This is a genomic window from Bacillus sp. CH_48, assembly GCF_038008465.1.
Taxonomy (GTDB): domain Bacteria; phylum Bacillota; class Bacilli; order Bacillales; family Bacillaceae_G; genus Bacillus_A; species Bacillus_A thuringiensis_S.
Genome location: NZ_JBBOZF010000001.1, coordinates 3,639,317 through 3,665,295, shown reverse-complemented (window position 1 = coordinate 3,665,295; position 25,979 = coordinate 3,639,317). Strand labels below are relative to the sequence as shown.

The following is a 25,979-nucleotide window of genomic DNA, read 5'->3' as shown; positions in this document are numbered from 1 at the left end:
ATTTAATACACGACTCTATCCAGTCTGTATCACTTCTAAACTTTTTGTTTATTCACATTCCAAACAATTTCACTTTTTACATGGAATATCCTTCTCTTATAAAGATTATTAAAATATTCTTTACAATTAAAAAGTAGTTTAATATTAACTTATAAATTTAAATTTATTTATGCAATAATGCATATTTGATAAATACTTTAAAAAACAGTTTGAATAAAAAGCATTCAAAGAAAACCATGCCACAAAACAGATACAATCTAAGACAGAAATAATAAAAATCAAGATGATAGCTCGACTTTTCCCTTTTCTATAACTGTCTTTATTTTTGTGTAAAACCTTTCTTTCTCTGAATAATACGTACAAAAATAGATTGGATACCATGTAGGCACCAATCTATTTTAATTAAAGAAACTGTGTCAATTCTGAGTTCACAACACGTTGTGCAGTAATGATAACACTGTCAGCTGTTAGTCCATAAACACTATATAGTCCACCAGGTTGATTAGGAACAATTTGAACTTCATATTCAAATGCTTGTCCAAAAGCAGGATGAACTAAACTTAGAGTTGCAAAAGTAGAAGCATTAGAATTCACATTGAAGTTTACCTGTTCAATTAATACTAATGAACCGTCAAGTCTAAAAACTCTAGCTACTCCAGTAAGTGGGCCCGCAGTACGGTTAAGGATCTTTACCCTAACTCTATTTGCATTAGCAGGTTGATTTCCTACGTTTTCAATTGGTCCTGTAGTAAGTGCCATATAACATCACCCCCATTATATTATTATGATATTCAACGGTATATATTGACGTTATAGTTTAATTACCCAATTTATTTTAAATAAAAAAGCTTGTTTCTTATATTTTCTATAAGAAACAAGCTTTTTTTTTCAACTACCATTCCTAAGACAAGTTTATCCGTCTCAAAAACATTTACAGTTACTTGACGTTTATGCTGGAGCAGAACTACTACTATTTACTTTGCATTGAATCTATATATTTTTTAACTACTTCATATACATATTCTTGATTTGCGGCTGCTGTATTTGGGTTATATTTCCCGCCGTTTGTTTTATTATTAGATAATACTCGAATCCCTAAAAATGGGACATCATAAGCTTTCGCGATTTGAGCTGCAGCAGCTCCTTCCATTTCTTCTACAGATGTACCGTATTTTGTATGGAACCACTTAATTCTATCTACTTCATTATTCCAAAGGTCTGCTGAGCCTATAGTACCTTCAACCACTTTACCTTTTGTATATTTATCTTTTACCGCATTAGCTGCTGCAAGTAAATCCTTATCTCCTTCGTAGTATCGGATTTTCTCAGCATTTGGATCTTCTCCTGCACTTCCTTCAGAAGCCATTAAGTCCATAGATATCCATTTTGTCGGCTCAATTCCTTGATTCTCATCCATATTTGTTGTTTTTAATGAACCTATATTTGCAACTTGTTTTCCTAATACAATATCAAATACATTTAAATTTGGATCATGTCCACCTGATGTTCCTTGGTTAATAATTGCTGTAGGTTTATATTTTTCAATAGCCACCGCTGTAGCAGCTGCTGTATTCTCCATTCCTTTACCTGTTTTCGCAACGATTACAGGATAATTGTCGACAGTTCCTTTATAAAATACAAAAGTTCCAGACTTTTCTTCTTTCACATTTTTTAGCCTTTTCGCAAACTTTTCTGCTTCTATCGGCATTGGCCCTTGAATTAAGATAGGTTTTTGATTGCTTTTTTCCTCAACTTGTTTCGGACTCGCATTACATCCCGCAAGTATCGAGAATGACAATGCAACAGTAGTTACTAGGGCAGCACATTTTTTCAACGTATTCTTCTTCATAAATAATCTCTCCTCTTTCTCTTGTTGTGTTTTCTATACTCGATGCTTTTGGTCCAAACAAAAAAGTTCTAGAAATTGTAGAAGAATCTCTACTTTCTAGAACTACGGTAGTCAAAGTTAATTGAGCAAAAGATAAAACAAATGCCAAATTATAGATCGGTAGCGCTCATTAGAATAGAACGGCCGAATACTTTAACCCGTAGTCCAGTTCTTTCATTGGGAACTAGGTAGAAACGCTCGGACCATATTACCGAGTATATACGAGTGATGTTATTCAAAATTATTATATGGATAATATAACAAACTATTAGTGTGCGCGCAATTAAAACATGAACATTTTTCGTTAAGTTTTTAAAAATGTTCGTTTTTAAAGATAAATCCGATAAAAAAATAACCTTCCCAAATAACTTACATCGTAAAAAAATTATATACTAAACTAGTTTATCCTACAGCAATCGTTAATGAAAATCTTCCTAAAATAAAAAGAAGTCCCATAAAACTAGAACTTCTTTTTATATGTATATTTACTTCGTTACCTCTCCAAACTGCGCTCTCGTCACTTTCGCCAAGTCATCCACTTTCAGCTCAATTTGTATACCAATCTTCCCGCCACTTACGATCATCGTTTCAAGTGATTGGGCGCTTTCATCGATACATGTAGAAAATAACTTCTTCATTCCGACTGGTGAACAACCACCGCGAATGTATCCTGACACTTTCGTAATATCTTTTACAGGAATCATTTCAATCTTCTTTTCACTTACTGCTTTTGCGGCAGCTTTTAAATTTAATTCCTCATCTACTGGGATGATAAAAACATGATAATTTTTACTATTCCCTTGAGCGATTAACGTTTTATATACTTCTCTCACTTCTCGTCCAATTTTCTCGGCTACTGATACGCCATCAATTTTCCCATCGTCTGGATCATATGACATCATCGAATATTCGATCTTTTCTTTATCTAATATTCGCATCGCATTTGTTTTATCTTTTTTCATAACGTTCTCCTTAAAAGGTTATTTCATATTATTAAGTTTTATTATACACCCTTTTCCATTTCTCCTACATAACTTCACGTATATTTCAAAACTAAAAATATTGATAATTCAAAAATCATCTGATATAATTTGGAAAAACTTACGTTAAGGAGAGATTTGCAATGCGAAATTTTAATACTTCTTTCCAACTTCATCATCATACGTAACGCCGTGTATCCGAAGAAAAATTTTTCTTCGTGGGTACAGGGCTTTTCCTGTTGACCCACGAAGCGTTCATAAAGCTATGTGGGTATTTTTATACCTGCATAGCTTTTTTTAATTAAAAAAGGAGTGATTACAATGGAAATGAAAAATGTAAAAGGAACGAAAGACTATTTACCAGAGGAGCAAGTGCTGCGAAATAAAATTAAAAGAACTTGCGAAGATACATTTGAACGATACGGATGCAAACCGTTAGAGACACCAATGTTAAATATGTATGAGCTTATGTCTTACAAGTACGGCGGTGGCGATGAAATATTAAAAGAAATATATACACTTCAGGATCAAGGAAAACGTGACCTTGCCTTACGATACGATTTAACTATTCCATTCGCAAAAGTCGTGGCAATGAATCCGAACATCCGCCTTCCGTTTAAACGTTATGAAATTGGGAAAGTATTTCGAGATGGGCCAATTAAACAAGGAAGATTTCGTGAATTTATACAATGCGACGTTGATATAGTCGGTGTAGAATCAGTCATGGCTGAAGCGGAACTCATGAGCATGGCGTTTGAGCTGTTCCGAACATTAAACTTAGAGATAACGATCCAATATAATAACCGAAAACTGTTAAATGGTATTCTTCAGGCCATTAACATCCCTACTGAATTAACAAGTGACGTCATTTTATCATTAGACAAAATCGAAAAGATTGGGATTGATGGTGTACGAAAAGATGTATTAGAGCGCGGAATTTCTGAAGAAATGGCTGATACAATATGTAATACTGTATTATCTTGTCTAAAGCTTTCAATTGATGACTTTAAAGACGCTTTCAATACTCCAATCGTTGCCGATGGAGTAAACGAATTGCAACAATTACAGCAATATTTAATCGCTCTTGGAATAAATGAAAATGCTATATTCAATCCGTTTTTAGCGCGAGGACTTACAATGTACACAGGCACCGTATATGAAATCTTTTTAAAAGATGGATCGATTACATCTAGCATCGGTAGCGGCGGTCGATACGATAATATTATTGGGGCATTCCGTGGCGATAATATTAGCTATCCAACAGTCGGTATTTCATTCGGTTTAGACGTTATTTATACAGCACTCTCACAGAAAGAAACGATATCATCTACAGCGGATGTATTTATCATCCCACTCGGGACAGAATTACAATGCTTACAAATTGCCCAGCAATTACGTTCTACCACTTCCTTAAAAGTCGAACTCGAACTAGCAGGACGCAAATTAAAACGTGCTCTTAATTATGCCAATAAAGAGAATATCCCTTACGTGCTTATTATTGGTGAAGAAGAACTTAGTACAGAAACCGTTATGCTGCGGAATATGAAGGAAGGTAGTGAGGTGAAGGTTCCCCTTTCTTCTTTAAGTAGTTATTTATAATACGAACCACCCTCGTTTGGGTGGTTTTTCTATTTTATAGATAAGGAAACAATTAGTTAACATAAAATAATTATATTATACTAAAAACCACAAGTGTTTAATATCCAATCACCTATCTTTTTTTGGTAATATATAGATATTAATTATTTTAGGAGGATTTACTTTGAAAACTTACATACAAGCACTAAAGTGGCCTACAGGGATCTATCATCTTTTATTACTTCCTTGCTATTATATATTTCCAAGTCTTGTTAACCTAGATGGGATACCTTTACTACTATTGATTGCTTTACATATCACTACTATTTTATTAGCTAAAAAAGCAGGCATGAATACGTACGCTCATTATATAGGTATTATCGTTACTCTAGTTGCCTTCTTTCCTTATATAGAAATCCTTCTACATATGATAGCAGCCATTTTTCTTTTATTAGATGCTGTTTCTATGAATGCAAAAGAAGTTTATGATTCATAGATGGATAAAATGAAACTTTAATCCATAGAGTTTTGAGATAGGTTGGCAAAAAGGATTTACTTTTTAAGTAAACCTTTTTTTCATTTTTAATTACTTTCCTTACTCAAGACTAATAAAAGAATATTCTGTTTATTTTTTATAAATTTCTAAATATTTATAATACATTCAAATTAACATACATTTTAGTTATGTAAAAAATCTAAGTTTTAAGGAGATGAATCCATGCTGAAAAAGTTGGTAGCAGGTGCATTATTAACTGTTTTGTCGTTAACTGGAGGACTGGGATCAGTATCAGCTAGTACCGAAAAGGATTATTCGATTAGCTCTTTTGAATATGTAACTGTAGATGAAAAGACTGTAGATTCGTTTAACAAATTGAGTGCTCCATCTAAGGAAGACGTAAAAATAACTGTAGTTCTACCGAAACAAAATCAAAATGGAGACTGGTTATCTTATGGATTTTCGAACAAAGAAAGTTTAGATTCTTTTATTGAAAAAGACAAACAAAGGTTGAATAATACAATCAATCCCCTTGGTGTTGGAGGGAGCGGACCTAATAGTACAGATTTCTATGAACATGCAAATAAAGGTGGCGAGTATTTTTCTCTTAGTAGCGGTTTTAAAAATTTGCCTCCTAATTGGCAAAATAGAATTTCTTCTGTAAGTACAGCATCCCCTACTGCTAGCTATTCGACAACGCTATGGGATCGTACTTCAACTGAAGGATATGGTAAAGGTATCGTCTTCAAACACTCTGATTGGTATGGTAAAACTGTAAACTTGAATGACTTTGCAATTTCAGCAGTTGAAGTTAAAAAGTAAAAAACATAGAAATAAAGTGAAACTTTAATCAGTGGGGGTTTTGTTCATCCCCCACCTAACTTCTTTGCTTCCACTGAATTTTGAGGTGGGGATCTTACTGCCCGTTAATGCGGGATAAAAGGTGTCTTTACGTATGGAAAACACCTTTTATTTCTACAACTCTTAACTATTATTTTTCGTATTCCTACTTTCCAAAACTTTCTCCATATTATGAGTCGCCCATTCCATCATTAATAGAATCATTGGACGTAGTGATTCACCAAGCTCAGTTAACGAATATTCTACTTTAGGTGGAACTTCACGGTATACTTCACGATGGATGATGCCGTCTGCTTCAAGTTCTCTCAGCTGCAGTGTTAACATTCTTTGTGTGATATTAGGTTTTAATCTTTTTAATTCATTAAACCGCTTTGTACCATCTAATAAATGATACAAAATAACCCCTTTCCATTTTCCACCAATAACCTCAACCATAGCTTCAACTGGACAAGAATATTTATTTAGAAATGGGTAATTTATATTATTTTCATTCGAACAATCCATCATAACTCCTTTCCCTTACCAATAGTATCTTTTTTGATACTATAACACAAAAATGTGCGTACTTGTGTCTATGTTACTTTAAAAATATAATTTACTTACAAAATAAATTAACGAAAAGAGGCACTTTTATGACAAATACAAAAGAAATTACAAAAGAGAAAATTATGGAGGCTTTTCATTTCAGACATGCATGTAAAGAGTTCGATCCTATACACAAAATTTCAGAAGAGGATTTTAAATTCATTTTAGAAACAGGCAGATTATCTCCTTCTTCTTTTGGATATGAGCCTTGGAAATTTATTGTCGTACAAAATAAAGAATTAAGAGAAAAACTACAACCGTATTCATGGGGCGCTGGTGGGCAACTTGCAACAGCAAGCCACTTCGTCATTGTTCTTTCAAGAAACATTAAAGATATGCACTATGATGCAGAGTATATTAAATATATGATGAACGATATTATTGGATTGCCTGAAGACACTCAAAAAATTAGATATGAATTCTTCAAAAAGTTCCAGGAAACAGATTTTAACTTATTACAATCCGATCGTGCTGTATTTGATTGGGCATCTAAACAAACTTATATTGCTTTAGGTAATATGATGACGAGCGCAGCTCAAATCGGTATTGATTCTTGTCCAATAGAAGGATTTGATAAAGAGGAAGTAGATTCTTTACTTCGTCAAGAAGGCATTATACAAGGCGATAACTTTGAAGCATCAGTTATGGTTGCCTTTGGTTACCGTAAAGAAGAGCCAAAGCGTGATAAAACAAGACAGACTATGGATACAATTGTTGAATGGATTAAGTAATATAGCACAGACAAATAATGCTCCTAATAGCTGTATACTCATACTAAAGAAGAATCAGTTGTTTTCTTACGTATGAATTTGGTTTTTCATGGAAAGATATGTTAGTATGTATACAGTTTGAGTGCTCTATTTTTAGAGTCGAACAGGAGGAGAATGAATATGTCTGATATTGAAGTTGGCGAAGTGTTTACTCTTAGTGATGAGAATAACGAAGAGCAAGAAGTAGAAGTACTTGGAGCGATGGATGTCGAAGGCGCAGAATATATTGCAGTTGCCTTTGTTGAAGATATCCAAACAGAAACTGAGGAAGACATTGATATTTTCTTTTTAAAAGTAGAAGAAGATAATGAGTTTTCATACATTGAAAATGATGAAGAGTTTGATAAAGTATCTGCTGCGTTTGAAAAGATTTTGGATGAGCAAGAATAGTATGAATGAAAAACATGAGGGCGGATGCATATCCGCCCTCTTTTTATTTATTACTCATCCAGAGACTCACGCAGTAATTGCAGTACATCTTTCATCGCAAAAGGTCCATCTTTTTTAACATGCTCCGCAAATTCTGAAACGAGACGTAATGTTCTCACACTTTCGATTGGATGTTCTCCTGATGCACTTTCAGCTGAAAGCATAACTGCATTCGTCCCGTCCAGTACAGCTTGAAACACATCAGTCACCTCTGCTCTTGTTGGAATAGAATGATCTACCATAGATTGAAGCATTTGTGTTGCTGTAATGACATATGTATTCGTTCGATTACATTCCTGAATCATCATTTTCTGTAAAAGCGGAATGCATTGATACGGTAACTCTACTCCTAAATCGCCCCTTGCAATCATAATTCCATCTGCTTCTTTACATATATCTTGAAAATTCTCGATTGCTTCCATCGTTTCTATTTTTGCAATTACATTAGGTGACGTTTCTTTATACTGTTGTATAAAATCCTTTATTTCTTTTATATGACTAGGTTTTCTTACGAAAGAACACGCGATAAAATCAACATTCTCTTCTAAAAGAAACTGAATATCTTTTTTATCTTTCTCTGTAATAGCTGGTAAACGAACAGCCGCATCTGGTAAATTAACTCCTTTATGAGATGAGATATTGCCACCTGTTTTTACCTTCGTTTCTATTTTGTCCGTACTTATCTTTTCAACAATTAATTCAACTTCTCCATCATTAATCAAAATTCTACTGTCTACTTTCACATCATTCGCAATTCCTTCATAATCAACGCTTGCTTCTGTATTACTCCCTGTAACTGGTTGTGTATATAAAATAAAAGAATCTCCTGCCTGAAGTGTAATTTGCTCTCCCTTCACTTCACCTAATCTTATTTTAGGACCTTGTACATCACCCAAAAATTTAATAGAGTCATCTAATGATTTCACTAAACGAATGATGTCTTTATGACTTTCATGCGTGCCATGCGATAAATTTAGTCGAACAATTTTCATACCATTCTTTATTAACTGTGCTAACGTTTCTTTATTATTACTTGCGGGTCCAATTGTACAAATTCGATCAATTGTCATTTTTGTCACCATCCTTTTTTAAATAAGTTTCCCATATGAATTTAAAAATAACAGACATAATGACATGAATAGATTAAAATTTACACAAATTTCATAAGGTTAAACCTATATTCCTTGCTGGCTAAGCATTAGAAGATATATTCGCTTTTTTGCAAATGAAGATATATTGAATTGAAAGTAAAAGAAAAGTTAAGTATGGGATAAACCATTGAGAATTTAGAATTTTTCATATATTGTATGAATTGAGTTCGAACTCAAAAATTTAAAAAGGTGGGAAAATTAGTGAATATGAAAAAATCTTTATCGGTGACAACTTTAGGGTTAGCGGTTTTAGGTTTTGGTTTTACTAATAACGCAAGTGCTTCAGAGGTCGACACTGTAGACAAGCAGCCCGTTTTAGTTGACTTTGATACAATTCAATCAACAAAAACATCTATTGTTCCTAGTTTGACTGTTGCAGCTGCACCTAAGAATGACTCTAACATTAGCGTATATACTCCCTTTTTTGGTAACCCATATGCAGTTGCGAAATCGAAATCAACTACGACCGAAGACTATGTTTATGCAAAAGCAAGAACTTTCAATGGCGATGGCTCATTAGTAAATACGAAAAGTAATAGTGCAAAAAAATCATCCTTTGTAAATGCTACAGCGACCAACACAAGCGTTTATTATGGAGATGATTACGCTATCGGTAATCATACCTATAAATTAAGTGGTTATAATGATGTAAATCACGAAACAAAAGCCTTCTGGTAAGAAAGAGAAAAAAGATATGCATCTTGCATATCTTTTTTCTCTAATACTTTACATATATTGAGGTGCTATTTATGAAACAAATATATATTATTAGCGGTGTTTTACTTATTTCATTACTTACAATTTATATTTTGTTCAATACTTCAATCATACAACCTCATCCTCTTTCCATAGAAAATAAACGAGAGCAACAAACCAATACTATTTCTTACGGATTGAAGGATAATCAAGGCCAACATATCAACAATGGCAGTACAATTACTAGTGAGGATAATAAAATTAATGTAACATTATCATTCGTACATACTATTAATGAAAACCGAAAATATGGATTAATTGTTCTAGAAGATTACGAACAAAAACCTTTTAAAATAGAAGATACTACTAATGAAATATCACACTATTTTTTTGATATGAAACCAAACAGTTCAATTACTACGAAAATCTCTTTACACACCTCTCCTAATGCAAATGAATTAACCTTTTTAATAATTAAAAAACCTGAATACAAATTAAAAGATAATAACTTAAATAAAGCAGCTATTTTAGAAGATATTCTAAGTATGCGATATTCAATGCATCCTCTTCAGAAAGAAAACGAAAAAATAAAACTCTCCCTTATAGATCCAGATGCTATTTTAAAAGATGGTCTTTACGAACCATTATTTGTTACGAACCGTGAAGAGAACTTACAAACTGTCTTCTTTGAAAAGGAAGGCAAGCAATTAACCCTATCAAACGGTAATGAAACGAATGATGAAATGACTTACGCAATCGTGGCTTTTAAAGATTGGAAACAAGTTGAAATATTTAACAATAGAAAAGTCGTTTATACTAAGGTTGCACCTGAAACAAGACAAATCTTTAATTTCACATTGCCTTCAGTGGATCAGGAAAGTAATTTTCAACTCGTCGCTTTTCCATTTCCTTTTAAAGTTAGCGAAGAAGATTATATCAGTCAACAAGCATTCAGTTCCTTTCGCATCGTAATTGAAAATGATAATAAATAAGTTATACTGTGCACATTACAACAACCTAAAAAAGGCCTACTCACACGAGTAGGCTTTTGAAACTATGAAAGTTTCGTCAATAACTGATTTAAATCTTTTTTCGTTTTCGTCGTTAATGATTTCATTTTATTAATATCGATTTTTTCTTTCTCCGCTCCTACAATTAACGGATACATACTTTGACCGATTGTTTTAGAATCCGTCGGATGTGATGCTTCTAGCTCTTTTTCAATCACGTCCCACTTTTCATTAATTTGTTTGCCAAGCTTATTCACTGTTTCCAATTTTGGATTAGCAGCTAACTGCTTGTCCAAGCTATCAATTAATGCTACAACTTCTTTAACGTTCGTTTTCACAGCAACACTTTTCTTCGGATCTTTCGTTGTCTTTTCGTTATTGTTTGTGTTTGAGCTTGTACTTGTGCTTTGATCTGCTGTTTTCCCGCTAGTCGTTTGGTCATTCGTTTTTCCTGTCGTTTCTTTTTCTTTTGTTTTCACATTCTCATTTTGAGTTGACGTTTTGCCGTTACTTTCTGTTCCTGATGATTCTTTCGTATTTTTTGCATCTTTATCTGTTTTTTCATTTGAAGAAGTATTTGTTTCTTTTTCAGTATCTTTCGTTGTTTTGGACGCTTCATCTGCACTTGTCGTTTTTGCTTCTCCTTCATTTTGCGCTGTTACTTGCTCTTTCTTTTCTGCCTCTTTATCTGCTGATGGACTACAAGCTGCCATAGTAAGCATTGTACCAATTGTTATCGATGCGATAGCGACCTTTTTCATTTTCATATAAATCCCCCTATGTTTACTTTATTTATCCTCCCCTTTACGATTCGATTTCCCCTTAAAAAATCCCTTTTCATACGAATTACCATCTTTCCGACAGTAATCTTCATAATAATACGGACAAAAACTGATAAACTCATTTTAATATTCGAGTTTCTTCTACTTCATTTTTCTGCTCGTAAGTAAAAGAAAAAGAGTATATTGTCACATTAAGAATTACTATCTTTATATGACGATATACTCTTCTATCAAATTTTTATCTTTCTTGACATTTTATTTATACAAAAAAATAAAATTTTCTTTCGTTTTTTGTTTCTCAACATTTGTTAACATAATATTTTTATGAATAACCACCATTCGAGTGAATAACTTGCCCAGTAACCCATTTCGCTTCTTCACTTACTAAAAAAGAAATTAAGCGCGCAGCATCCATTGTTTCTCCAACTCTACCTTGCGGGAATTTCCATACTAAATAATGTTTTAATTCCTCTGTAATCCACCCTGTATTTGTTGGTCCTGGATCAACGGCATTAACAGTAATCCCCTTCTCCATCGCTACTGGTGCTACTGACTTTGTAAATGCTTCAATTGCCCCTTTCGTTGCTGCATATGCTAGTTCATCTGGCATTGGACCTACTGACTGTCCTGAAGTAAGATTAATAATACTCCCGCCCGTTTTAAGTGAATAATGTTTTATAAACAATGAACTTAATAGCATAGTAGCCCGAATATTAACTGTATAATGTTTATCCAACTGCTCTACATCTAATTCCTCAATTCTCGTATGAGTAGAATATACTGCATTATTAACTAGAATAGATGGATCACCTAACCGTTCTGATACCATATAAAACAAACGATTTGGCGAATAAGACTGCGATAAATTGATTTCTGCCATTTCACATCGAACATCGTAACTTTCAATTTCCTTTTTCAGCAAAAAGGGTTCTTGATCACTCATTCCCCATGGCATCGCTTTATCATACTTTGGCCAGTACGTGAAAAAAATGTCTATCCCCTTTTGAGCAAGCACCTTGCATACAGCTGCACCAATTCCATTCAGACGAGTTGCCCCTGTTACAATTGCTATTTTCTTCACCTTTTTCTCCTCCATCTATACACAGATCCCCTGCATGAATACAGAGGATCTATCTTCTTATTGAATATTTGACAGTATACGTTCAGCACCTAATTTTAACATTTTAATAAAGATATAATTTACAATCGTAAACATTACAAATAAAACGATAAACATAACCCACAGTCCGACATGAAGGAAGAAGTATAATACACTTACTCCCCCCACAATAATTAAAGCTATTAAAATATTAGCTAAAAAATTCCACAAAGTGGTATATCGGCTCTTAAATAATTTCTGCTCTGTATCCCAATGAATATCTGCAGTTTGCGCGTCCCAGCGTGTTCCGATTAAATTAATTAATAACAACCCGTTCGCACTTAGTAAAAACCACAGTATCATAAAGACTGGAGAAATCCCAGCTACAACTGCCATCGTAATACCGAATACTGCTAAAATGATCACATTAATTAACCAAGCAGTGATTGCTTTCGCAAAAAAGATATCCGAAGCCTTTACTGGTAAATAACGATTCACAAACCAAGAGCTTCCATCTCGCGAAAATGACGTTGTTGCAATGACGTTACTACCCATTAAAAATAACGATGCACAAAGACCAACACCAATTGCAAATCCTGTTGTCTTTGGATTGTTAATATACTCTGTAATAAACTTTAAATTTCCATCTTGCACAAATAAAATAAAGAACAACATAATTGGCATAACGAAAGTTTGTACAATGCAATTTAAGAAAAATTGTGGTGTACGGAATAACGTTTTAAATTCTTTTTTCACATACGCTTTTAAATGCGAACTTTGTACTGTTGATTTCTGTAAACCTTCCGCCGAAATAACTTGTTTCTTTGCTGTACTCGTTGAAAGTCCAATAACCCCTTTTAAATATGTACGCTCTGCTATGTAATAAAACAACACAAAGAAGACAAATGAAATAACTGCAAAGATTATTACATATAAAGGTCCCTTCCAATTTGCATTTTCTACTAATGCCACTGCTCCAAAATATGTAGTTGGAAAATAATTTGTCATTTGTACTAAAAGAGAAGATTGATTATTTACAAGGTATTCCGCAGCCCCATCTCCAGAAAACGCACTTTTATTTCTCCACTGCATAAATACGTTAATTCCTACAATAAATAATATACTTACGATTCCAATAAATATATTTCCTCGATCTTTATTTTTCGCTATATTTGTATACCTCATAATAATTGTCATCAGTAACGAAGCTAATACTAACGGCACGATTGGGAAGAGTAAGTAAATAAAAATCATATATATGTAATATGTAATAAATGCGCCACTTTTTAAACCGTACGTAATGAAGATTGGTAATAAAATGAATGAACTCATTACGTATTGTGTAATTAATACCGTTAAAAATTTTGCCGAAATAATTTGCGCTGGTTTTAATGGTAACGGCAGTAACATTTCAATATCATTGCTGTAGTAAAATACAGTTAAAATGTTCGTTATACTCATTAAAAATACCCATATACTCGCAATCGCAAGTCCCATTGCAATAATCATTCCCGGCCCTTGCCCTAATTGTTTCAGACCTTCATACATTCCGTGCGTCATCGAACCAAATATTAAAAATCCAACAAATAAAATAGCTGCAAATGAAAATAAATACGCCCATCGCTTCTTCTTATCTGCTATAAAATCTGCGTAATTTAACTTTAATAGTACCTTCGTTAACGTCCAAATTTTACTCATTGCCCGTCATCTCCAAGAACATTTTTTCAAGTGATTCATTGGATTTAAAATGATCTCTCATTTCATCTAAATTTCCTTTAAACTGCAAATTCCCCTTATTAATAATAGCAACCCGGTCACATATTTTTTCCGCTACTTCTAATACGTGTGTAGAGAAAAATACAATCTTTCCTTTATCCGCATGTTCTCTCATCATTTCTTTTAAAATATATGCAGATTTCGGATCAAGCCCTGTTAACGGTTCATCTAAAATCCATACATCTGGTTCATGCACGAGCACACCAATAATAACGATTTTTTGTCTCATACCGTGCGAATAACTTTGAATTTGATCAGATAATGCATTATAAAGATCAAACTTCTTCGCTAAAGACTCTATTCGTTCTTGTCTTACTTCTTTCGGCACTTCATACATATCAGCCATAAAGTTTAAATATTCAATTCCTTTTAAACGTAAAAACATATCTGGGCTATCCGGCACATAACCAAACGTCTTCTTCGCTTCCATCGGCTCTTCCATAATATTTTTTCCGTTAATCGTAATAGTCCCTTTGTCCACCCCGTGAATGCCAGTAATCATCTTAATTGTCGTGGATTTACCCGCACCATTCGGTCCTAAAAATCCAAAGATTTCGCCGCTAGGTACAGATAAACTTAAATCTTTTACTGCATAAGTAGACCCATTATAACTTTTTGACACATTCGTAATTTCAATCATTCCATCCAATCCTTTCCTTAATTACCAAATAACTATATTGATATTATAGCATACTTCTATTTTAAGATTTTTACATTTTTCAGTTTATTTAACCTTTAAAATAAATATACACCCCTAATCCAACAACTAAAACGACAGCTAGTATAATATAAATCATTGTTAATCGTTTAATATTCCCCTTTGTCGCTTTGCTATAATTTGCATCACCATTCCGCCCAATTAACACCGTCGCAATGACAGTAATCACTACAAGTAATACAACGATCATGATCCAAGTTAGCATTTCTTCCTCCCCCTCCTTACAACCATTTTACAATATTATCCTCTTTATTTCGCAGCATATTTCCTCTTTTTACTATTATTATGAAGCAAACTGGAAAACTATTATTACCATTCCTATCCAATTGTGATATATTTGTAACATAACGTGACTTATTTCTAACAACGTAAGGAGGACCTATCATGAAAACAACTTGGATAAAATATTTAGGATTTCTCGGTTTCTTCGGTTTCCTCGGATTTTTTTATGAAAAAGGATTGTTTACTATGTTCTGTTTCTTCTCCTTTTTCACATCGTATAGAACAGTTCAACACGATGAACTGTTTGAACAAATTGTCAATAAATCGTGTCGCAATGCATTTATCGTTACATTACTAACTACCGCTATCATTATATTTATTGAAATGTTATTTCCAAACCCGGCGCTACAAGAAATTGATATCGCTCTTATTTTCGGCACACTCATTATTACGTTCGGTTTTTCTATGTTCTTTTATGATAAACCTGTTGATGAAATGGAAGATGCACCATGGCGTTCGTAACGAAGATAAAAGAATACCGCGCAAAATTGAACATGACACAAGAAGATTTAGCGAAGCAAGTTGGTGTACGCCGTGAAACAATTAGTCATCTCGAAAAAGGTAAATACAATCCTTCATTGCAACTCGCTCACGATATAGCGAAGGCACTTCATAGTACGATTGATGAGATTTTTATTTTTGAGGATAAATAAAAAATACCGTCATTCTTTCCAAGAAGAATGACGGTATTTCTCATCGATTATCCATATAAAACCGCATGAAATACGCCTAATAGTAAGTATTGATCCTCCATGTAATCTCCATCATATGCATTCATCTCGATGTAATACATATCTTCCTCAAGACGAATATTCCAATCTGCGATTAAATAGCCTTTTCGTAATAATTTTCCCATTCCAAATGAAGTTTTATGAACAACATATTCTTCTGCCTTATATGTAAAGGTAAATATAAAATTTGCATCCAATAACTTTCCGTCACATACAAGTATTTCATGCTCTGCATCATTATTATCGATGTACGTTACTAAAATCTTTCTTTGGCGCTGCCTACTTACATCCTTTGCAATGACGCGAATATTGTCCTTACTATCCTTTATTTCATAAATGATATTACTACCAATTTTCGGAATAAAATCCAGCACTCTCATCAGCGTATTTTTATAATAGCCCCTTACTACGCCTACTTGCTCGCTTCCATTATAAACCTCTACCGGCGTCGTATCTGCTTTGCTATCACACGGTCGTTTGTAAGAGAGCTGCATCATTCGCTCTCCTCTTAAGTACTGATCAAACGTCACAGGATATTCTATCATGCGTAGTTCTTTATTTAGCTCATACAAATAGTGTTGAACACTCTCTATTAATGTTGTAGTAGATATAAGCTCTTGAAGTTCAAATTCTTGCCAGCTGGAAGAAACATTCCATTGATTATGATCCTCTTTATAGAAGAAGCCAAGAATTACCTCTTCACGGTCAGCCGTTTCATATTTCATAGGCACGTTTTGCCCGTGTTGAACTTGTTCCATCCACTGACCTAAATAAATGCCCAGCTCTGCAACCTTCATACGTGACTTTTGAAAAAATACTCTGTCATCCATACAGATTGTTAAATCCCCTTCGATAAAACCATTTGTATAAGCAACATACCGTGGCTCATTCGTCTGCGGAATAACCTTGTCTAACTCAAATAAAAACGTTAACATCCTTCATTCACCTCTAGTTGTTACACTAATCATACATGACATCGCATCACTCTGAGAAACTATTTATATACGTATATTTAATTCACGCATTATAACACGTGAATGACCTTGTATAGTAGCGTTATTTTTTGTTCTATATCTTAGTATATGAACTTATATGAGCGATTTTTCAAATATATCTATCGCAACTTACAATATATCAACGATTTTTTCAATATATCTATCACAACTTACAATATATCAACGATTTTTCAAATATATCGATTTTTCGACAAATATCAGCACAATTAAAATGAAGCTACCTTTTCTTCAGCCACTTCTACAATTTCTAAAATTTGTAGTAGACTCTCCACTTCATAAGTCGGATTAACACTCGTCTTATTCTCTTTCAAACTCGGATTATACCAACACGTATCAATGCCGAAGTCTTCTCCGCCTTTCATATCAGAAGTTAGCGAATCTCCGACCATTAGTACACTTGATTTATCCGTAATTCCAAATTTCTCAAATGCATAATCAAAAATCTCACGCGCTGGTTTTTGATGACCAACTTCTTCAGAAATAATAATGTGATCAAAGAAATTACATAAAGGTGAATTTCCGATTCTTGATTGTTGCACCTTCGTATATCCATTCGTAATAATACCTAACTTGCAATCTTGTAGATTTTCACATAATTGTACTGCGCCTTCTATAAGGTGTACTTCTTTCCCTAAGTTTTCAAGATATACATCACTAAATTGCTGCGCATCTACGTTTATATTATGAAGTGCAAATAATTGTCTAAATCGATCTACTGCTAATTCACTTAGCGTAATCATTTTATTTTCTAAATCTCTCCATAATCCATTACTAATCTCTTTATAACTTGCAAGATAATCATTATACCCTGTAGGCATACCAAACTGTACAAACGCATTATGTAATGCGTGTCTTTCCGTTTCAGGGAAATCTAATAATGTATCATCTACGTCGAATAATATAACTTTGTATTTCATGATGTTCTCCTCAATTCCTATTTTAAAAGCTTCGTTCTCATTGTTTAAAATTTATTTAATTCTTTTAACTAAAGCACACTTTAATTCAATTTTTATATAACTAAAACTACACCTCTGCGTTTAATAACTTATAATCATTATCAAAATAGGCATGTATCATGTGTCCACCAAATAAATCTCCATCATGATATTCACAGTATATATCATTTTCTCTAATTTCAATTTCATAGAGCGTAATTGCTTTTGCAAATTTTTCTTTCGTTATATCATATTCTCCTGCATCTACAGCATCCCAATTTAAATGTTCATCATTCTCATCATACTCAGGCCAAAAATCATTTTTGTAATTTATCAATTTTTCTGCTATGGCTACTTTAGCCTTTTTATCAAATTCTTCTATACATAAAAAAAGCTTCTCTGCCCTTTTAATCATCTCATTAACATCTACATATTCATTTCTAATATCCAATTGCCAATGTATTTCCTCATTTTTTTGCTGATATACTTTACATGTCTCATTAAAGGTAAACAATCCTATTAATTCACTTTTTATTGATTTCCCCATCTCCTAATTTCCTTTCTATTATGATAACCCTCCATCAAATACATAGACATTTTCTTGCTTTTTCCCTATAGTTCATTATAGAAATCATTATAAATCACACGACTTTACCGTCACTTAACATAATAACACGATAGTAATATAAGTTTATATATTTCATTATGAGGCGCTTAACCTGCTCTTTATTGAATACACCATTATCTTCTATTTTCAACTACGCTATAAGTAAAAGGAGGCTAATCCGCTCAGCCTCCTTCTCATTATTAATCTTCTAGTAATAACTCTTTCATTTCCTCTAACGACTCTTTCGTAAAGCCAAGAGCCCTTTCAGCGTATGCTTCAACTGATCCGTATTGCTTTTGAATTTCACCAATCGCAGCTTGCAAGTATTCAGCACGTGCTTCAAACATTGCACCTAATATCGCTCTGCTCTCATCGTTTTGTAATTTCGCACCTAAAAAGGCCATCATTTTTTCATTTAGCTTTTCACGAAATCCGTTACTTAGTAAGTAGTCTTCCATTACTGTTTTTTCTGGTACACCTAGTAAAAGTAGTAATAATGCTGAACCAAATCCAGTACGATCTTTTCCAGCTGTACAGTGGTTTACTAACGGTAAGTTTTCCGGGTTTTGCGCTAAGTTTAAGAAGCTCACGAATGCCTCGTTACCACTTACGAAACCTTGATTCATTTTCACAAGATATTCACCTGGTTTTCCTAACATAGAAAGGTCACCAACTTGGAAAAACTCATTTATATTTAAGTCTTTCGCTAAGTCTTGCATAACTGGTAAGCACACTTGACGAGCACCCGTAATCTCTGGATTCGGCTTATGCTTCACTTCAAAGTCTGTACGGTAATCGCAAATTAACTTTAAGCCAGACTTTTGTAAATAGGCAATATCCCATTCAGTTAGCCCTGCTAATTCTTCAGAGCGGTATAATTTGCCCCATTTTACTTTACGGCCTTCAGTCGTTTCATATCCTCCCATATCACGGAAGTTAAACGCACCTTGTAATGGCAATCTACGCTCGGCTACTGTTACTGCTTGTCCATTACTTCCTACTAATCTAAAATATGGACGTTCATTTTCACTCGGGTTTTCAATTGTATATGATAATTCTCCATTTACCGTTGCAAGTAGTTCTCCATTTTCTTCAATATGATCTGGTGAAGTACTCCAATAAATACGAACTTCTTCTATATTATTTTCCCACTTTATTTGTAACGTATTATCTTCAATTCTTTCTACAGTTGCTTGTAGCCAATTTCTTTGCTGCTCCATTCTTTCACCAACGCTTTCTCATATAATCGAATCTTTCTTTATTGTATTATAGGAATATCTATTTTGTCGTTCTCATTTTTCTTTTTATCTTACAAAGAGGCAAAAAGTTCTTTTACTTGTTCATAAGTTGTACACGGATTCCCTCGAAAGACATATGCAATTTGTTCATCACCTAAATCTTTATATACAACTGTCCCGCGATCAGGGTGCGAATAAATAGTCCCCTCCCGCTATACGAGTTCGAGAATATAGACCATTCATCCTCCTAAAACACCCTCACATACCGCTCAGTACAACTCAGCAACTGACATCCATTCTTTTCAAAAACATCCTTCATCCATTCATTTTGTACATTTGTCTCACCAATATAATAAGATGCACCTATTTCCTTTAAGACAAACATCGCACCTGCAAATAATGCCGCTTCATATCCCTTATTACGCATATTTGGAGTAACTGCGAAGTACATAAGTTTCCCTTCTTCTAACGTACCTCTTTCAATATGCGGGATTACAATTCCTATCGGCTCTTCATCGACACTCGCTGTTAAGCAATGTTCTTTCCATTGCTCACCAATTTCTTGTAGCATCATATGCACAAATTGATCATGAGCGACTGGTTCTCCCGTCGCTTCATTCCACAGTGAATAAAAAGCCTCTTCTCCAACTTCTTCAATAAGCTTAAAATCCATTTCACTTTCTACATCTTCTACTTCATATATATCTTTAAATACAATCATGTTTTCCGTAACATATTCAAATGAATACGTTTCAAAACATTTTTTATACACATCATAATTTGGACTTTTTGAAGAGATTTCAAAATGTAGTTTTTCTAATTCACCTTTTTTAGCTTCAGCAACGCAATATTGCATCATTTCCTCTAATTGCTCTTCTGTAAAAATCTCTGCATTATTTTCTTTTATCATAATAGAAGAAGCACTTCTTCTTATTTTAAAATGTTTTTCTAACTGTTCTATCGTCGTCATATTCTTCCCTCATCTATATCATACTCGAATTTCTAATCGTTCTCCTTGCATGAGCAGGATTGTCCTTGAATATATAGAATACTAGAAAAGATCGCATCTTTAAAGTGCGGAGGAGGTTCTCCAGTGGATATTACAGCATTGCAACAACAGTTAGAGCTTATACAACAAAATGACTATACGCAACTACAGCATATAGACGTAAATGAGTTAACTTTGAACATGCTTCAGTATATCGGAACGACTGATAGCTACGTTCGTTACCAACTTATATATAAATGTTTTGCGCATTTCATTCATCATGAATTCCTTATGGACGATCAGCTGAAATTACTTCTGCAAACTTGTTTAAGTGATGAGTATTTATATTGTGACATTTACTCCCCACATACAGATGGGGTTTTCACACGTTCTTACACTGTTTCGTTAATTGCGTTAATACTCCAATTCGCTAATTCGCACTACTTTTGTACAGAGGAGGATATCGAAGAAATAAAAAATAAACTCATTACATATACAAACTTAGAAACGGATTTTCGAGGCTATATTGAAAACAAAGGATGGGCTCATTGTCTTGCTCACGTATCTGATGCTTTCACCGAAATTGTTCATAATACGTATACGACCTTTGAATGGTACGAAGAATTAATTCATTGTTTATTAAATAAAATTTTTATTCCATCTGACCTTTTTCATAATAATGAAGATGAACGCATTGTTACTCCATTACTAGCAATGCTGTATCATGATTTTCCTCAAAACGAGTTAATTTCTATTATTCATAAAAAAATAAAAAGGCTTCCTCAAATTAGAAAACGCCTTTCACTTAATGAGTATTGTATTTTATGCGCCAACATTAAAACCTTTTTACGCACATTATTTTTCAGAACGAAAGATGACCATAACTTAGCTTTTACAGCGCGTAAAACAGAAAGAATGTTAAAAGAACTCCCTAACTATTATTAAATACAAGGAGCAAAAATATGGGCTACATTGAAGACATGAGAAATCTAGTAGGAAATCATCCACTTATTTTAATAGGATCACATGCCATTATATTAAATGAAAAAGATGAAGTATTACTGCAGCTTCGGACAGATTTTAACCGATGGGGCATTATTGGGGGTGCCTTAGAATATAACGAAACGTTAGAAGGTGCTTTAAAACGAGAAGTATTTGAAGAAACTGGACTTATTATTAAAAATCCAGAACTATTCCGTACATACTCAGGGCCAGATTTCTTTCAAATCTATCCAAACGGCGATCAAGTACATGGTGTACTCGTTGTTTATATTTGCCGCGAATTTCACGGGGAGCTTATATGTGATAAAACTGAGTCAAAAGAATTACGTTTCTTTCCGTTTGATGAGTTACCTAGTACTCTTCATCCAGTCATTGAGGGGATTCTTCGCGATTTTCATCACTCTAATTAAAAATATAAATAAAACAACCTCATTTCCCGTCATTACAACGTGAAATGAGGTTGTTATCGTTCACCGTAAATCCCTATTTCCCCAAAATGATATTAACGCTCTCTTTCTACAACTTTATATCCCTTTATAAAAAGGATAGTTATATAAGAAACAATAAATGAAAGAATAGTATACATGCCAACCCAAAAGAAAAATGCTGGATCGTGCACTGTAACACTTAACATAAGAAAAATAAGAAATGTTACAATTGGCATCGCGTAAAATGTACCTACTTTATATGTCACAGCTATTGAAAAAATACAAATAAGCAATGGATATATACAGAAAATAAAAATGATTTCACTCAATGTTATGTCCCCCTTTCTGCAGAAATAATAGGTTTCTCGTAAACATTTGGGGGAACAACAAAATTTTATTTTTTATTAGTAAATATAATGTTAGATTGTTATCTCAATCTGATTCCCTTCAGGATCACTTACTACACTTTCATAGTAACCATCCCCTGTAGTTCGTGGGCCGTTTAACACAGGGTACCCTGCTTCTCTTAATGTATGAGTTAATTCGTTCACCTTTTCTTTATTACCTACAGAAAAAGCAATATGCGCATATCCTACTGTTTGTGTTTTTATTTTATCGTCTATCCCTACTTGTCTCATAAGTTCTAGACGCGCACCACCTTCAAAAGTTATGAAATAAGATTCAAACTGCTTTTTCGGATTGTGATATAAGCTATTTTCTTCACCACCGAAGTACTGTTTATAGAAATCACACATTCCTTCTAAATCATTCACCCAAATTGCTACATGTTCAATTTTCATAATCGACACCTTTTCTTTTATGTTATTCAACTGGCAATTGGATGCTTCATTGCCAGTACATTTAATTTTCTTTATTTGTTCTCGTAATTATAAGATCAAGTCCAAGGCTTTTTAACCCATATAAATAATCTTCTTTCCAGTTGCTCACTGTTATTTTCGGAATATGTTCTGCCGGAATGTACTGCGGACAACTTTTTACAATTTGATCTATTACAAATTGATTCACTTCATCATCACAGAAGATAAACGTATGAGGGTTAATAATAGCTATACATGTAGCTATTAAACGAGTAATAGCATCTATATTATATTCCTCTGAATTATGCGAATCCCCACTTCTCAAAGCTTGTAAGAAATTTTTATTATCATACTGCGGAACGAAAGATATCTCTCCTGAGAAAAATGTACTTCCGCGTACGACATCTCCATTTACCATAATCCCCGCACCTGGGCCATTTTGACCTGAATACAAATATACAAGAGAGGAATTGTCATTATTCCTCGTGTTTTTATGATACCCGAGCACTGCAGCATTCATATCGTTTTCTATTACTACTGGTATAGAAAACAGTTCCTCAAAGTGACTTTTCAAATTAAAATTTTGAAACTTTTCATATCCAGGAATATAGAAAATACGCCCATTATCGACCGCACCAGGGACACCAATTGATATAGAACTTATTTTTGGAAACATAGCTATAAGACTTTCTATATGTTCTGTTAATACGCTTAGTCCCGCATCAATTAATGCACTTGAAGTACTCCCTTGTTCTTTTACTTCCCCTAAACAGTTAAAAATTGTATAATTCGTCTCATTTTTTTCTAAAAATATCGCTAATCCTAACATATATTCTGGATTATACGCATATCGTTTCGCTCTTCTTCCGCCACTTGAATCATCTAAACCGACTAAAGTGACTTCACCATCTTGTTTCATATTTTCTATAAATTTACTTATCGTTGGAAAACTAATTTCTAATGTATTACTAAGTTCAACTTTCGTCGCACTTCCTTGCTCTAGAAGAGCCGTACGAATGCCGCGAAGGATCGTCTCTTTAATTGATTTTTGAGTAACAAATTGTTCACTCAAATCGCTCACCACCTTAATCAACATACTTATTAAACACTTTTAATAAGTTGCGTTGACAATATATCATACATCATTTTCTAAAGCAATAGAGATGATATATTTCCGCTGCATGCAACCCTTATTTAGCTCGGTGTATTCTCTCTTGTAATAGACGATACAATTCCAGACAAAAGAACAAATAATAAAACAGCTAGCAAGGCATTACGTATTCCGAATGCTTCCCCAAGTATCCCTAAAAATGGTGGTCCGACTAAAAAGGCTGTATAACCAATGATAGAAACTGCAGCAACATTAGAAGTCGCATTTTCACGGTCATCTCCAGCAGCTGACAGACCAATTGGGAACCCTAGCGCTGCACCAATCCCCCACAGTACTACGCCAAATGCTAGAAAATACGAATTACTCCCAAATATTACGATTGAAATTCCTAGAATCGCCATCATAATAGTGGCACGTACGACAGCGACACGACCGAATCGATCAAGGAAATAGCTGCTACACATACGAGTTAACGTCATTGCTAATACAAAAATTGCGTACATAATAGAACCTGCCACTATACTTTGCTCATGTCCATCTACCATCACGATAGGTAGCCAATCATTTGCACTACCTTCTGCAAATGCCATTCCAAGCACAAAAAGACCAATTAAAAGCACCTTTTTTTCCATACGTAAGGAAGTACGCTTCTCTCTCCTTTTGTTCCGCGATTTCTCCTTCTTTCCTGTTCCATGCGGAAGAAAACGATACACCATACATACAAGTAATAGAAACATGACCGAAATCACAAGAAACTGATACAGAATCGGGATGTGAAGCGACGCTGCGACAGAACCACTGAGCGCGCCTACTAAAGTTCCTACACTAAAAAAGCCATGAAATTTCGGAAGAAGAGTTGTTCCTAATTTCTGCTCAATGGAAGAACCTTCTACATTCAATGCGACTTCCGCCAATCCGTAGCCTACTCCAAATACTAGTAAGCTACTAAAAGCCCCCATACTAGAAACAAAATAAATATTTATACCTAAACAAATCAATCCAACAATCATAAAAAACATGCTGCCTATAATAACGTCTCTAGCTCCCTTACAGTCAATGAAGCGGCTTGCACTCAGTAAACCAATTATTGAACCAACAGATAGTCCGAACAAAATCCAGCCCATTTCTGCATTTGACACTGCTAACATATCTCGAGTAGCTGCTGTTCTTGAAATCCATGTAGCAAACGCGACACCTGGCAAAGCAAATAAGAGAAAAAGAGCGTTTCGAGAGGCAAGTAATGTCTTTGTATGATTGTTCGCACTATATTTCTCCATATGAAACACCTTCCCCATTGTCTATACGATAAGACACCAGTTTATTCATATACCCGTAAAAAAAACGATTTCTATAAGTCTATCGTTTTAATAACTTTAGCTGGATTACCACCAACAACTACATTATGAGGTACATCTTTTGTCACAACTGCCCCTGAGGCAATTACAGCGTTGTCTCCAATTGAAATACCAGGGTTAATTATAGCTCCCCCGCCAACCCAAACGTTGTTACCAATCTTTACAGGCTTTCCATATTCTTTACCGGAATTCCGCTCTACCGGATGTAGCGGATGCGTAGCAGTATAAATGTGAACTCCAGGTGCAAACATACAATTATCACCGATTCGTACTTCACAAACGTCCAAAATCACACAATTGAAATTTGCGAAAAAGCTCTTTCCAACATGGATGTTGTAGCCATAATCACAACGAAAATCAGGATTGATTTGGGCTTTCCCGTCAGCTGAAGAACCTAAAAGCTGATTTAATAACGTAAAACGTTTTTCATCTCCTATCTCCATCGCCTCATTATAAAGGCGTGTTAAACGTTTTGCTTCAGTTCTATCAGCTACTAACTCTTCATCATCTGGCATATACATTTCTCCTGCCACCATCTTTTCTTTCTCCGTTTTCATACATTCATCTCCTTTTTTATTGAATGAGATCCACTTATTAAACTTCTTTAATAAGTGACTTAAATTATACTTATTAAACACATTTAATAAGT

The 25,979-nt window shown here is 34.1% G+C and carries 31 protein-coding genes and 1 riboswitch; of the genes, 11 read left to right on the top strand and 20 right to left on the bottom strand.

Annotated features, from left to right (window positions below; all coding sequences use genetic code 11):
- Nucleotides 1-402: 402 nt before the first annotated feature.
- The 3 genes from N2V92_RS18445 to ybaK form a co-directional block, all read right to left on the bottom strand.
- The gene (locus tag N2V92_RS18445) at nt 403-759 is read right to left on the bottom strand and encodes a hypothetical protein (RefSeq protein WP_001229421.1); all 357 of its coding nucleotides are present in this window, start codon (nt 757-759) and stop codon (nt 403-405) included.
- Nucleotides 760-970: 211 nt separating this feature from the next.
- Nucleotides 971-1,849, bottom strand: coding sequence for a 5'-methylthioadenosine/S-adenosylhomocysteine nucleosidase (locus N2V92_RS18440; RefSeq protein ID WP_000742457.1), 879 nt, complete (start codon nt 1,847-1,849; stop codon nt 971-973).
- Nucleotides 1,850-2,029: 180 nt separating this feature from the next.
- Nucleotides 2,030-2,133, bottom strand: a riboswitch (purine riboswitch).
- Between the two features lie 240 nt (nt 2,134-2,373).
- Nucleotides 2,374-2,850: a Cys-tRNA(Pro) deacylase gene (gene ybaK / locus N2V92_RS18435; protein ID WP_000710860.1), complete on the bottom strand. Its 477-nt coding sequence runs from the start codon at nt 2,848-2,850 to the stop codon at nt 2,374-2,376.
- A gap of 339 nt (nt 2,851-3,189) precedes the next feature.
- On the opposite strand from ybaK, the gene N2V92_RS18430 reads away from it, so the two are divergent.
- The 3 genes from N2V92_RS18430 (at nt 3,190) to N2V92_RS18420 (ending at nt 5,764) form a co-directional block, all read left to right on the top strand.
- A complete protein-coding gene (locus tag N2V92_RS18430; RefSeq protein ID WP_000425329.1) occupies nt 3,190-4,467 on the top strand; it encodes a histidine--tRNA ligase in 1,278 nt (425 codons plus the stop codon).
- A 163-nt stretch (nt 4,468-4,630) separates the two neighbouring features.
- The gene (locus N2V92_RS18425) at nt 4,631-4,942 is read left to right on the top strand and encodes a hypothetical protein (protein WP_000860703.1); all 312 of its coding nucleotides are present in this window, start codon (nt 4,631-4,633) and stop codon (nt 4,940-4,942) included.
- Nucleotides 4,943-5,164: 222 nt separating this feature from the next.
- Complete coding sequence (locus tag N2V92_RS18420) at nt 5,165-5,764, top strand: hypothetical protein (protein WP_000914417.1); 600 nt, start codon at nt 5,165-5,167, stop codon at nt 5,762-5,764.
- A 162-nt stretch (nt 5,765-5,926) separates the two neighbouring features.
- Here the strand turns inward: N2V92_RS18420 and N2V92_RS18415 are convergent, their stop codons facing one another.
- Nucleotides 5,927-6,307 carry a winged helix-turn-helix transcriptional regulator gene (locus N2V92_RS18415; RefSeq protein ID WP_000340656.1) on the bottom strand — a complete coding sequence of 127 codons (381 nt, stop codon included), beginning with the start codon at nt 6,305-6,307 and terminating at the stop codon, nt 5,927-5,929.
- A 128-nt stretch (nt 6,308-6,435) separates the two neighbouring features.
- On the opposite strand from N2V92_RS18415, the gene N2V92_RS18410 reads away from it, so the two are divergent.
- Both N2V92_RS18410 and N2V92_RS18405 read left to right on the top strand, forming a co-directional pair.
- Entirely contained in the window at nt 6,436-7,119 is a 684-nt protein-coding gene (locus N2V92_RS18410) for an NAD(P)H-dependent oxidoreductase (protein WP_000185604.1), read from the top strand.
- A 153-nt stretch (nt 7,120-7,272) separates the two neighbouring features.
- On the top strand, nt 7,273-7,548 hold the full coding sequence (locus N2V92_RS18405; protein ID WP_102981856.1) for a DUF1292 domain-containing protein: 276 nt from the start codon (nt 7,273-7,275) through the stop codon (nt 7,546-7,548).
- Nucleotides 7,549-7,598: 50 nt separating this feature from the next.
- Here N2V92_RS18405 and N2V92_RS18400 read toward each other — a convergent pair whose 3' ends face one another.
- Entirely contained in the window at nt 7,599-8,657 is a 1,059-nt protein-coding gene (locus N2V92_RS18400) for a pyruvate kinase (protein ID WP_016077450.1), read from the bottom strand.
- A gap of 282 nt (nt 8,658-8,939) precedes the next feature.
- On the opposite strand from N2V92_RS18400, the gene N2V92_RS18395 reads away from it, so the two are divergent.
- Together N2V92_RS18395 and N2V92_RS18390 are read left to right on the top strand one after the other, a co-directional pair.
- Entirely contained in the window at nt 8,940-9,416 is a 477-nt protein-coding gene (locus N2V92_RS18395; RefSeq protein ID WP_001056350.1) for a hypothetical protein, read from the top strand.
- Between the two features lie 71 nt (nt 9,417-9,487).
- On the top strand, nt 9,488-10,426 hold the full coding sequence (locus N2V92_RS18390) for a hypothetical protein (RefSeq protein WP_000810162.1): 939 nt from the start codon (nt 9,488-9,490) through the stop codon (nt 10,424-10,426).
- A 62-nt stretch (nt 10,427-10,488) separates the two neighbouring features.
- Here N2V92_RS18390 and N2V92_RS18385 read toward each other — a convergent pair whose 3' ends face one another.
- The 5 genes from N2V92_RS18385 to N2V92_RS18365 form a co-directional block, all read right to left on the bottom strand.
- Nucleotides 10,489-11,211, bottom strand: coding sequence for a hypothetical protein (locus N2V92_RS18385; RefSeq protein ID WP_000782525.1), 723 nt, complete (start codon nt 11,209-11,211; stop codon nt 10,489-10,491).
- A 337-nt stretch (nt 11,212-11,548) separates the two neighbouring features.
- On the bottom strand, nt 11,549-12,307 hold the full coding sequence (locus N2V92_RS18380) for an SDR family oxidoreductase (RefSeq protein WP_002082465.1): 759 nt from the start codon (nt 12,305-12,307) through the stop codon (nt 11,549-11,551).
- 57 nt (nt 12,308-12,364) lie between these two features.
- Nucleotides 12,365-14,023, bottom strand: coding sequence for a putative ABC transporter permease subunit (locus N2V92_RS18375; protein ID WP_000036853.1), 1,659 nt, complete (start codon nt 14,021-14,023; stop codon nt 12,365-12,367).
- Nucleotides 14,016-14,741, bottom strand: a complete 726-nt coding sequence (locus N2V92_RS18370; RefSeq protein ID WP_000570204.1) for an ABC transporter ATP-binding protein — start codon at nt 14,739-14,741, stop codon at nt 14,016-14,018. Before N2V92_RS18370 ends, N2V92_RS18375 begins: the two co-directional genes overlap by 8 nt.
- Before the next feature lie 88 nt (nt 14,742-14,829).
- Nucleotides 14,830-15,024: a hypothetical protein gene (locus N2V92_RS18365; protein ID WP_000958863.1), complete on the bottom strand. Its 195-nt coding sequence runs from the start codon at nt 15,022-15,024 to the stop codon at nt 14,830-14,832.
- Nucleotides 15,025-15,203: 179 nt separating this feature from the next.
- Between N2V92_RS18365 and N2V92_RS18360 the strand changes: the two genes are divergently transcribed.
- Nucleotides 15,204-15,563 (top strand): DUF3796 domain-containing protein, encoded by a 360-nt coding sequence (locus N2V92_RS18360; RefSeq protein ID WP_000859207.1) that lies wholly within the window; start codon nt 15,204-15,206, stop codon nt 15,561-15,563.
- Entirely contained in the window at nt 15,551-15,754 is a 204-nt protein-coding gene (locus N2V92_RS18355; protein ID WP_000896294.1) for a helix-turn-helix transcriptional regulator, read from the top strand. The genes N2V92_RS18360 and N2V92_RS18355 overlap by 13 nt, the downstream gene beginning before the upstream one ends.
- A 47-nt stretch (nt 15,755-15,801) precedes the next feature.
- Here N2V92_RS18355 and N2V92_RS18350 read toward each other — a convergent pair whose 3' ends face one another.
- From N2V92_RS18350 to N2V92_RS18330, 5 genes are all read right to left on the bottom strand, one after another.
- Nucleotides 15,802-16,767 carry a tubby C-terminal domain-like protein gene (locus tag N2V92_RS18350; protein WP_016077449.1) on the bottom strand — a complete coding sequence of 322 codons (966 nt, stop codon included), beginning with the start codon at nt 16,765-16,767 and terminating at the stop codon, nt 15,802-15,804.
- A gap of 287 nt (nt 16,768-17,054) precedes the next feature.
- Entirely contained in the window at nt 17,055-17,765 is a 711-nt protein-coding gene (locus tag N2V92_RS18345) for a YjjG family noncanonical pyrimidine nucleotidase (protein ID WP_000875913.1), read from the bottom strand.
- Between the two features lie 106 nt (nt 17,766-17,871).
- Nucleotides 17,872-18,330 (bottom strand): DUF2262 domain-containing protein, encoded by a 459-nt coding sequence (locus tag N2V92_RS18340; RefSeq protein ID WP_016077448.1) that lies wholly within the window; start codon nt 18,328-18,330, stop codon nt 17,872-17,874.
- 260 nt (nt 18,331-18,590) lie between these two features.
- The gene (locus tag N2V92_RS18335) at nt 18,591-19,610 is read right to left on the bottom strand and encodes a tyrosine-protein phosphatase (protein WP_016077447.1); all 1,020 of its coding nucleotides are present in this window, start codon (nt 19,608-19,610) and stop codon (nt 18,591-18,593) included.
- A 265-nt stretch (nt 19,611-19,875) separates the two neighbouring features.
- A complete protein-coding gene (locus tag N2V92_RS18330) occupies nt 19,876-20,598 on the bottom strand; it encodes a GNAT family N-acetyltransferase (protein WP_016077446.1) in 723 nt (240 codons plus the stop codon).
- Between the two features lie 123 nt (nt 20,599-20,721).
- Between N2V92_RS18330 and N2V92_RS18325 the strand changes: the two genes are divergently transcribed.
- Together N2V92_RS18325 and N2V92_RS18320 are read left to right on the top strand one after the other, a co-directional pair.
- Complete coding sequence (locus N2V92_RS18325; protein WP_000355454.1) at nt 20,722-21,561, top strand: DUF2785 domain-containing protein; 840 nt, start codon at nt 20,722-20,724, stop codon at nt 21,559-21,561.
- 17 nt (nt 21,562-21,578) lie between these two features.
- On the top strand, nt 21,579-22,028 hold the full coding sequence (locus N2V92_RS18320) for an NUDIX hydrolase (RefSeq protein WP_000540466.1): 450 nt from the start codon (nt 21,579-21,581) through the stop codon (nt 22,026-22,028).
- A gap of 92 nt (nt 22,029-22,120) precedes the next feature.
- Here the strand turns inward: N2V92_RS18320 and N2V92_RS18315 are convergent, their stop codons facing one another.
- The 5 genes from N2V92_RS18315 to N2V92_RS18295 all read right to left on the bottom strand — a co-directional run bounded on the left by N2V92_RS18315 (nt 22,121) and on the right by N2V92_RS18295 (nt 25,887).
- On the bottom strand, nt 22,121-22,375 hold the full coding sequence (locus N2V92_RS18315; RefSeq protein WP_001289513.1) for a YbeF family protein: 255 nt from the start codon (nt 22,373-22,375) through the stop codon (nt 22,121-22,123).
- Between the two features lie 90 nt (nt 22,376-22,465).
- Nucleotides 22,466-22,846, bottom strand: a complete 381-nt coding sequence (locus N2V92_RS18310; protein ID WP_000687550.1) for a VOC family protein — start codon at nt 22,844-22,846, stop codon at nt 22,466-22,468.
- Between the two features lie 61 nt (nt 22,847-22,907).
- A complete protein-coding gene (locus tag N2V92_RS18305) occupies nt 22,908-23,936 on the bottom strand; it encodes an ROK family transcriptional regulator (protein WP_016077445.1) in 1,029 nt (342 codons plus the stop codon).
- Between the two features lie 122 nt (nt 23,937-24,058).
- Nucleotides 24,059-25,252 carry an MFS transporter gene (locus N2V92_RS18300; protein WP_000417602.1) on the bottom strand — a complete coding sequence of 398 codons (1,194 nt, stop codon included), beginning with the start codon at nt 25,250-25,252 and terminating at the stop codon, nt 24,059-24,061.
- A gap of 71 nt (nt 25,253-25,323) precedes the next feature.
- Entirely contained in the window at nt 25,324-25,887 is a 564-nt protein-coding gene (locus tag N2V92_RS18295) for a maltose acetyltransferase domain-containing protein (protein WP_000845633.1), read from the bottom strand.
- Nucleotides 25,888-25,979: the final 92 nt, after the last annotated feature.

Coding starts and splice junctions, on each gene's coding strand:
- N2V92_RS18330 (WP_016077446.1), bottom strand. CDS start 20,598: ATGACGACGATAGAACAGTTAGAAAAACATTTTAAAATAAGAAGAAGT.
- N2V92_RS18320 (WP_000540466.1), top strand. CDS start 21,579: ATGGGCTACATTGAAGACATGAGAAATCTAGTAGGAAATCATCCACTT.
- N2V92_RS18295 (WP_000845633.1), bottom strand. CDS start 25,887: ATGAAAACGGAGAAAGAAAAGATGGTGGCAGGAGAAATGTATATGCCA.
- N2V92_RS18350 (WP_016077449.1), bottom strand. CDS start 16,767: ATGTTAACGTTTTTATTTGAGTTAGACAAGGTTATTCCGCAGACGAAT.
- N2V92_RS18405 (WP_102981856.1), top strand. CDS start 7,273: ATGAATATGTCTGATATTGAAGTTGGCGAAGTGTTTACTCTTAGTGAT.
- N2V92_RS18310 (WP_000687550.1), bottom strand. CDS start 22,846: ATGAAAATTGAACATGTAGCAATTTGGGTGAATGATTTAGAAGGAATG.
- N2V92_RS18440 (WP_000742457.1), bottom strand. CDS start 1,849: ATGAAGAAGAATACGTTGAAAAAATGTGCTGCCCTAGTAACTACTGTT.
- N2V92_RS18430 (WP_000425329.1), top strand. CDS start 3,190: ATGGAAATGAAAAATGTAAAAGGAACGAAAGACTATTTACCAGAGGAG.
- N2V92_RS18390 (WP_000810162.1), top strand. CDS start 9,488: ATGAAACAAATATATATTATTAGCGGTGTTTTACTTATTTCATTACTT.
- N2V92_RS18370 (WP_000570204.1), bottom strand. CDS start 14,741: ATGATTGAAATTACGAATGTGTCAAAAAGTTATAATGGGTCTACTTAT.
- N2V92_RS18300 (WP_000417602.1), bottom strand. CDS start 25,252: ATGGAGAAATATAGTGCGAACAATCATACAAAGACATTACTTGCCTCT.
- N2V92_RS18385 (WP_000782525.1), bottom strand. CDS start 11,211: ATGAAAATGAAAAAGGTCGCTATCGCATCGATAACAATTGGTACAATG.
- N2V92_RS18420 (WP_000914417.1), top strand. CDS start 5,165: ATGCTGAAAAAGTTGGTAGCAGGTGCATTATTAACTGTTTTGTCGTTA.
- N2V92_RS18360 (WP_000859207.1), top strand. CDS start 15,204: ATGAAAACAACTTGGATAAAATATTTAGGATTTCTCGGTTTCTTCGGT.
- N2V92_RS18335 (WP_016077447.1), bottom strand. CDS start 19,610: ATGGAGCAGCAAAGAAATTGGCTACAAGCAACTGTAGAAAGAATTGAA.
- N2V92_RS18375 (WP_000036853.1), bottom strand. CDS start 14,023: ATGAGTAAAATTTGGACGTTAACGAAGGTACTATTAAAGTTAAATTAC.
- ybaK (WP_000710860.1), bottom strand. CDS start 2,850: ATGAAAAAAGATAAAACAAATGCGATGCGAATATTAGATAAAGAAAAG.
- N2V92_RS18355 (WP_000896294.1), top strand. CDS start 15,551: ATGGCGTTCGTAACGAAGATAAAAGAATACCGCGCAAAATTGAACATG.
- N2V92_RS18410 (WP_000185604.1), top strand. CDS start 6,436: ATGACAAATACAAAAGAAATTACAAAAGAGAAAATTATGGAGGCTTTT.
- N2V92_RS18400 (WP_016077450.1), bottom strand. CDS start 8,657: ATGACAATTGATCGAATTTGTACAATTGGACCCGCAAGTAATAATAAA.
- N2V92_RS18340 (WP_016077448.1), bottom strand. CDS start 18,330: ATGGGGAAATCAATAAAAAGTGAATTAATAGGATTGTTTACCTTTAAT.
- N2V92_RS18345 (WP_000875913.1), bottom strand. CDS start 17,765: ATGAAATACAAAGTTATATTATTCGACGTAGATGATACATTATTAGAT.
- N2V92_RS18415 (WP_000340656.1), bottom strand. CDS start 6,307: ATGGATTGTTCGAATGAAAATAATATAAATTACCCATTTCTAAATAAA.
- N2V92_RS18445 (WP_001229421.1), bottom strand. CDS start 759: ATGGCACTTACTACAGGACCAATTGAAAACGTAGGAAATCAACCTGCT.
- N2V92_RS18365 (WP_000958863.1), bottom strand. CDS start 15,024: ATGCTAACTTGGATCATGATCGTTGTATTACTTGTAGTGATTACTGTC.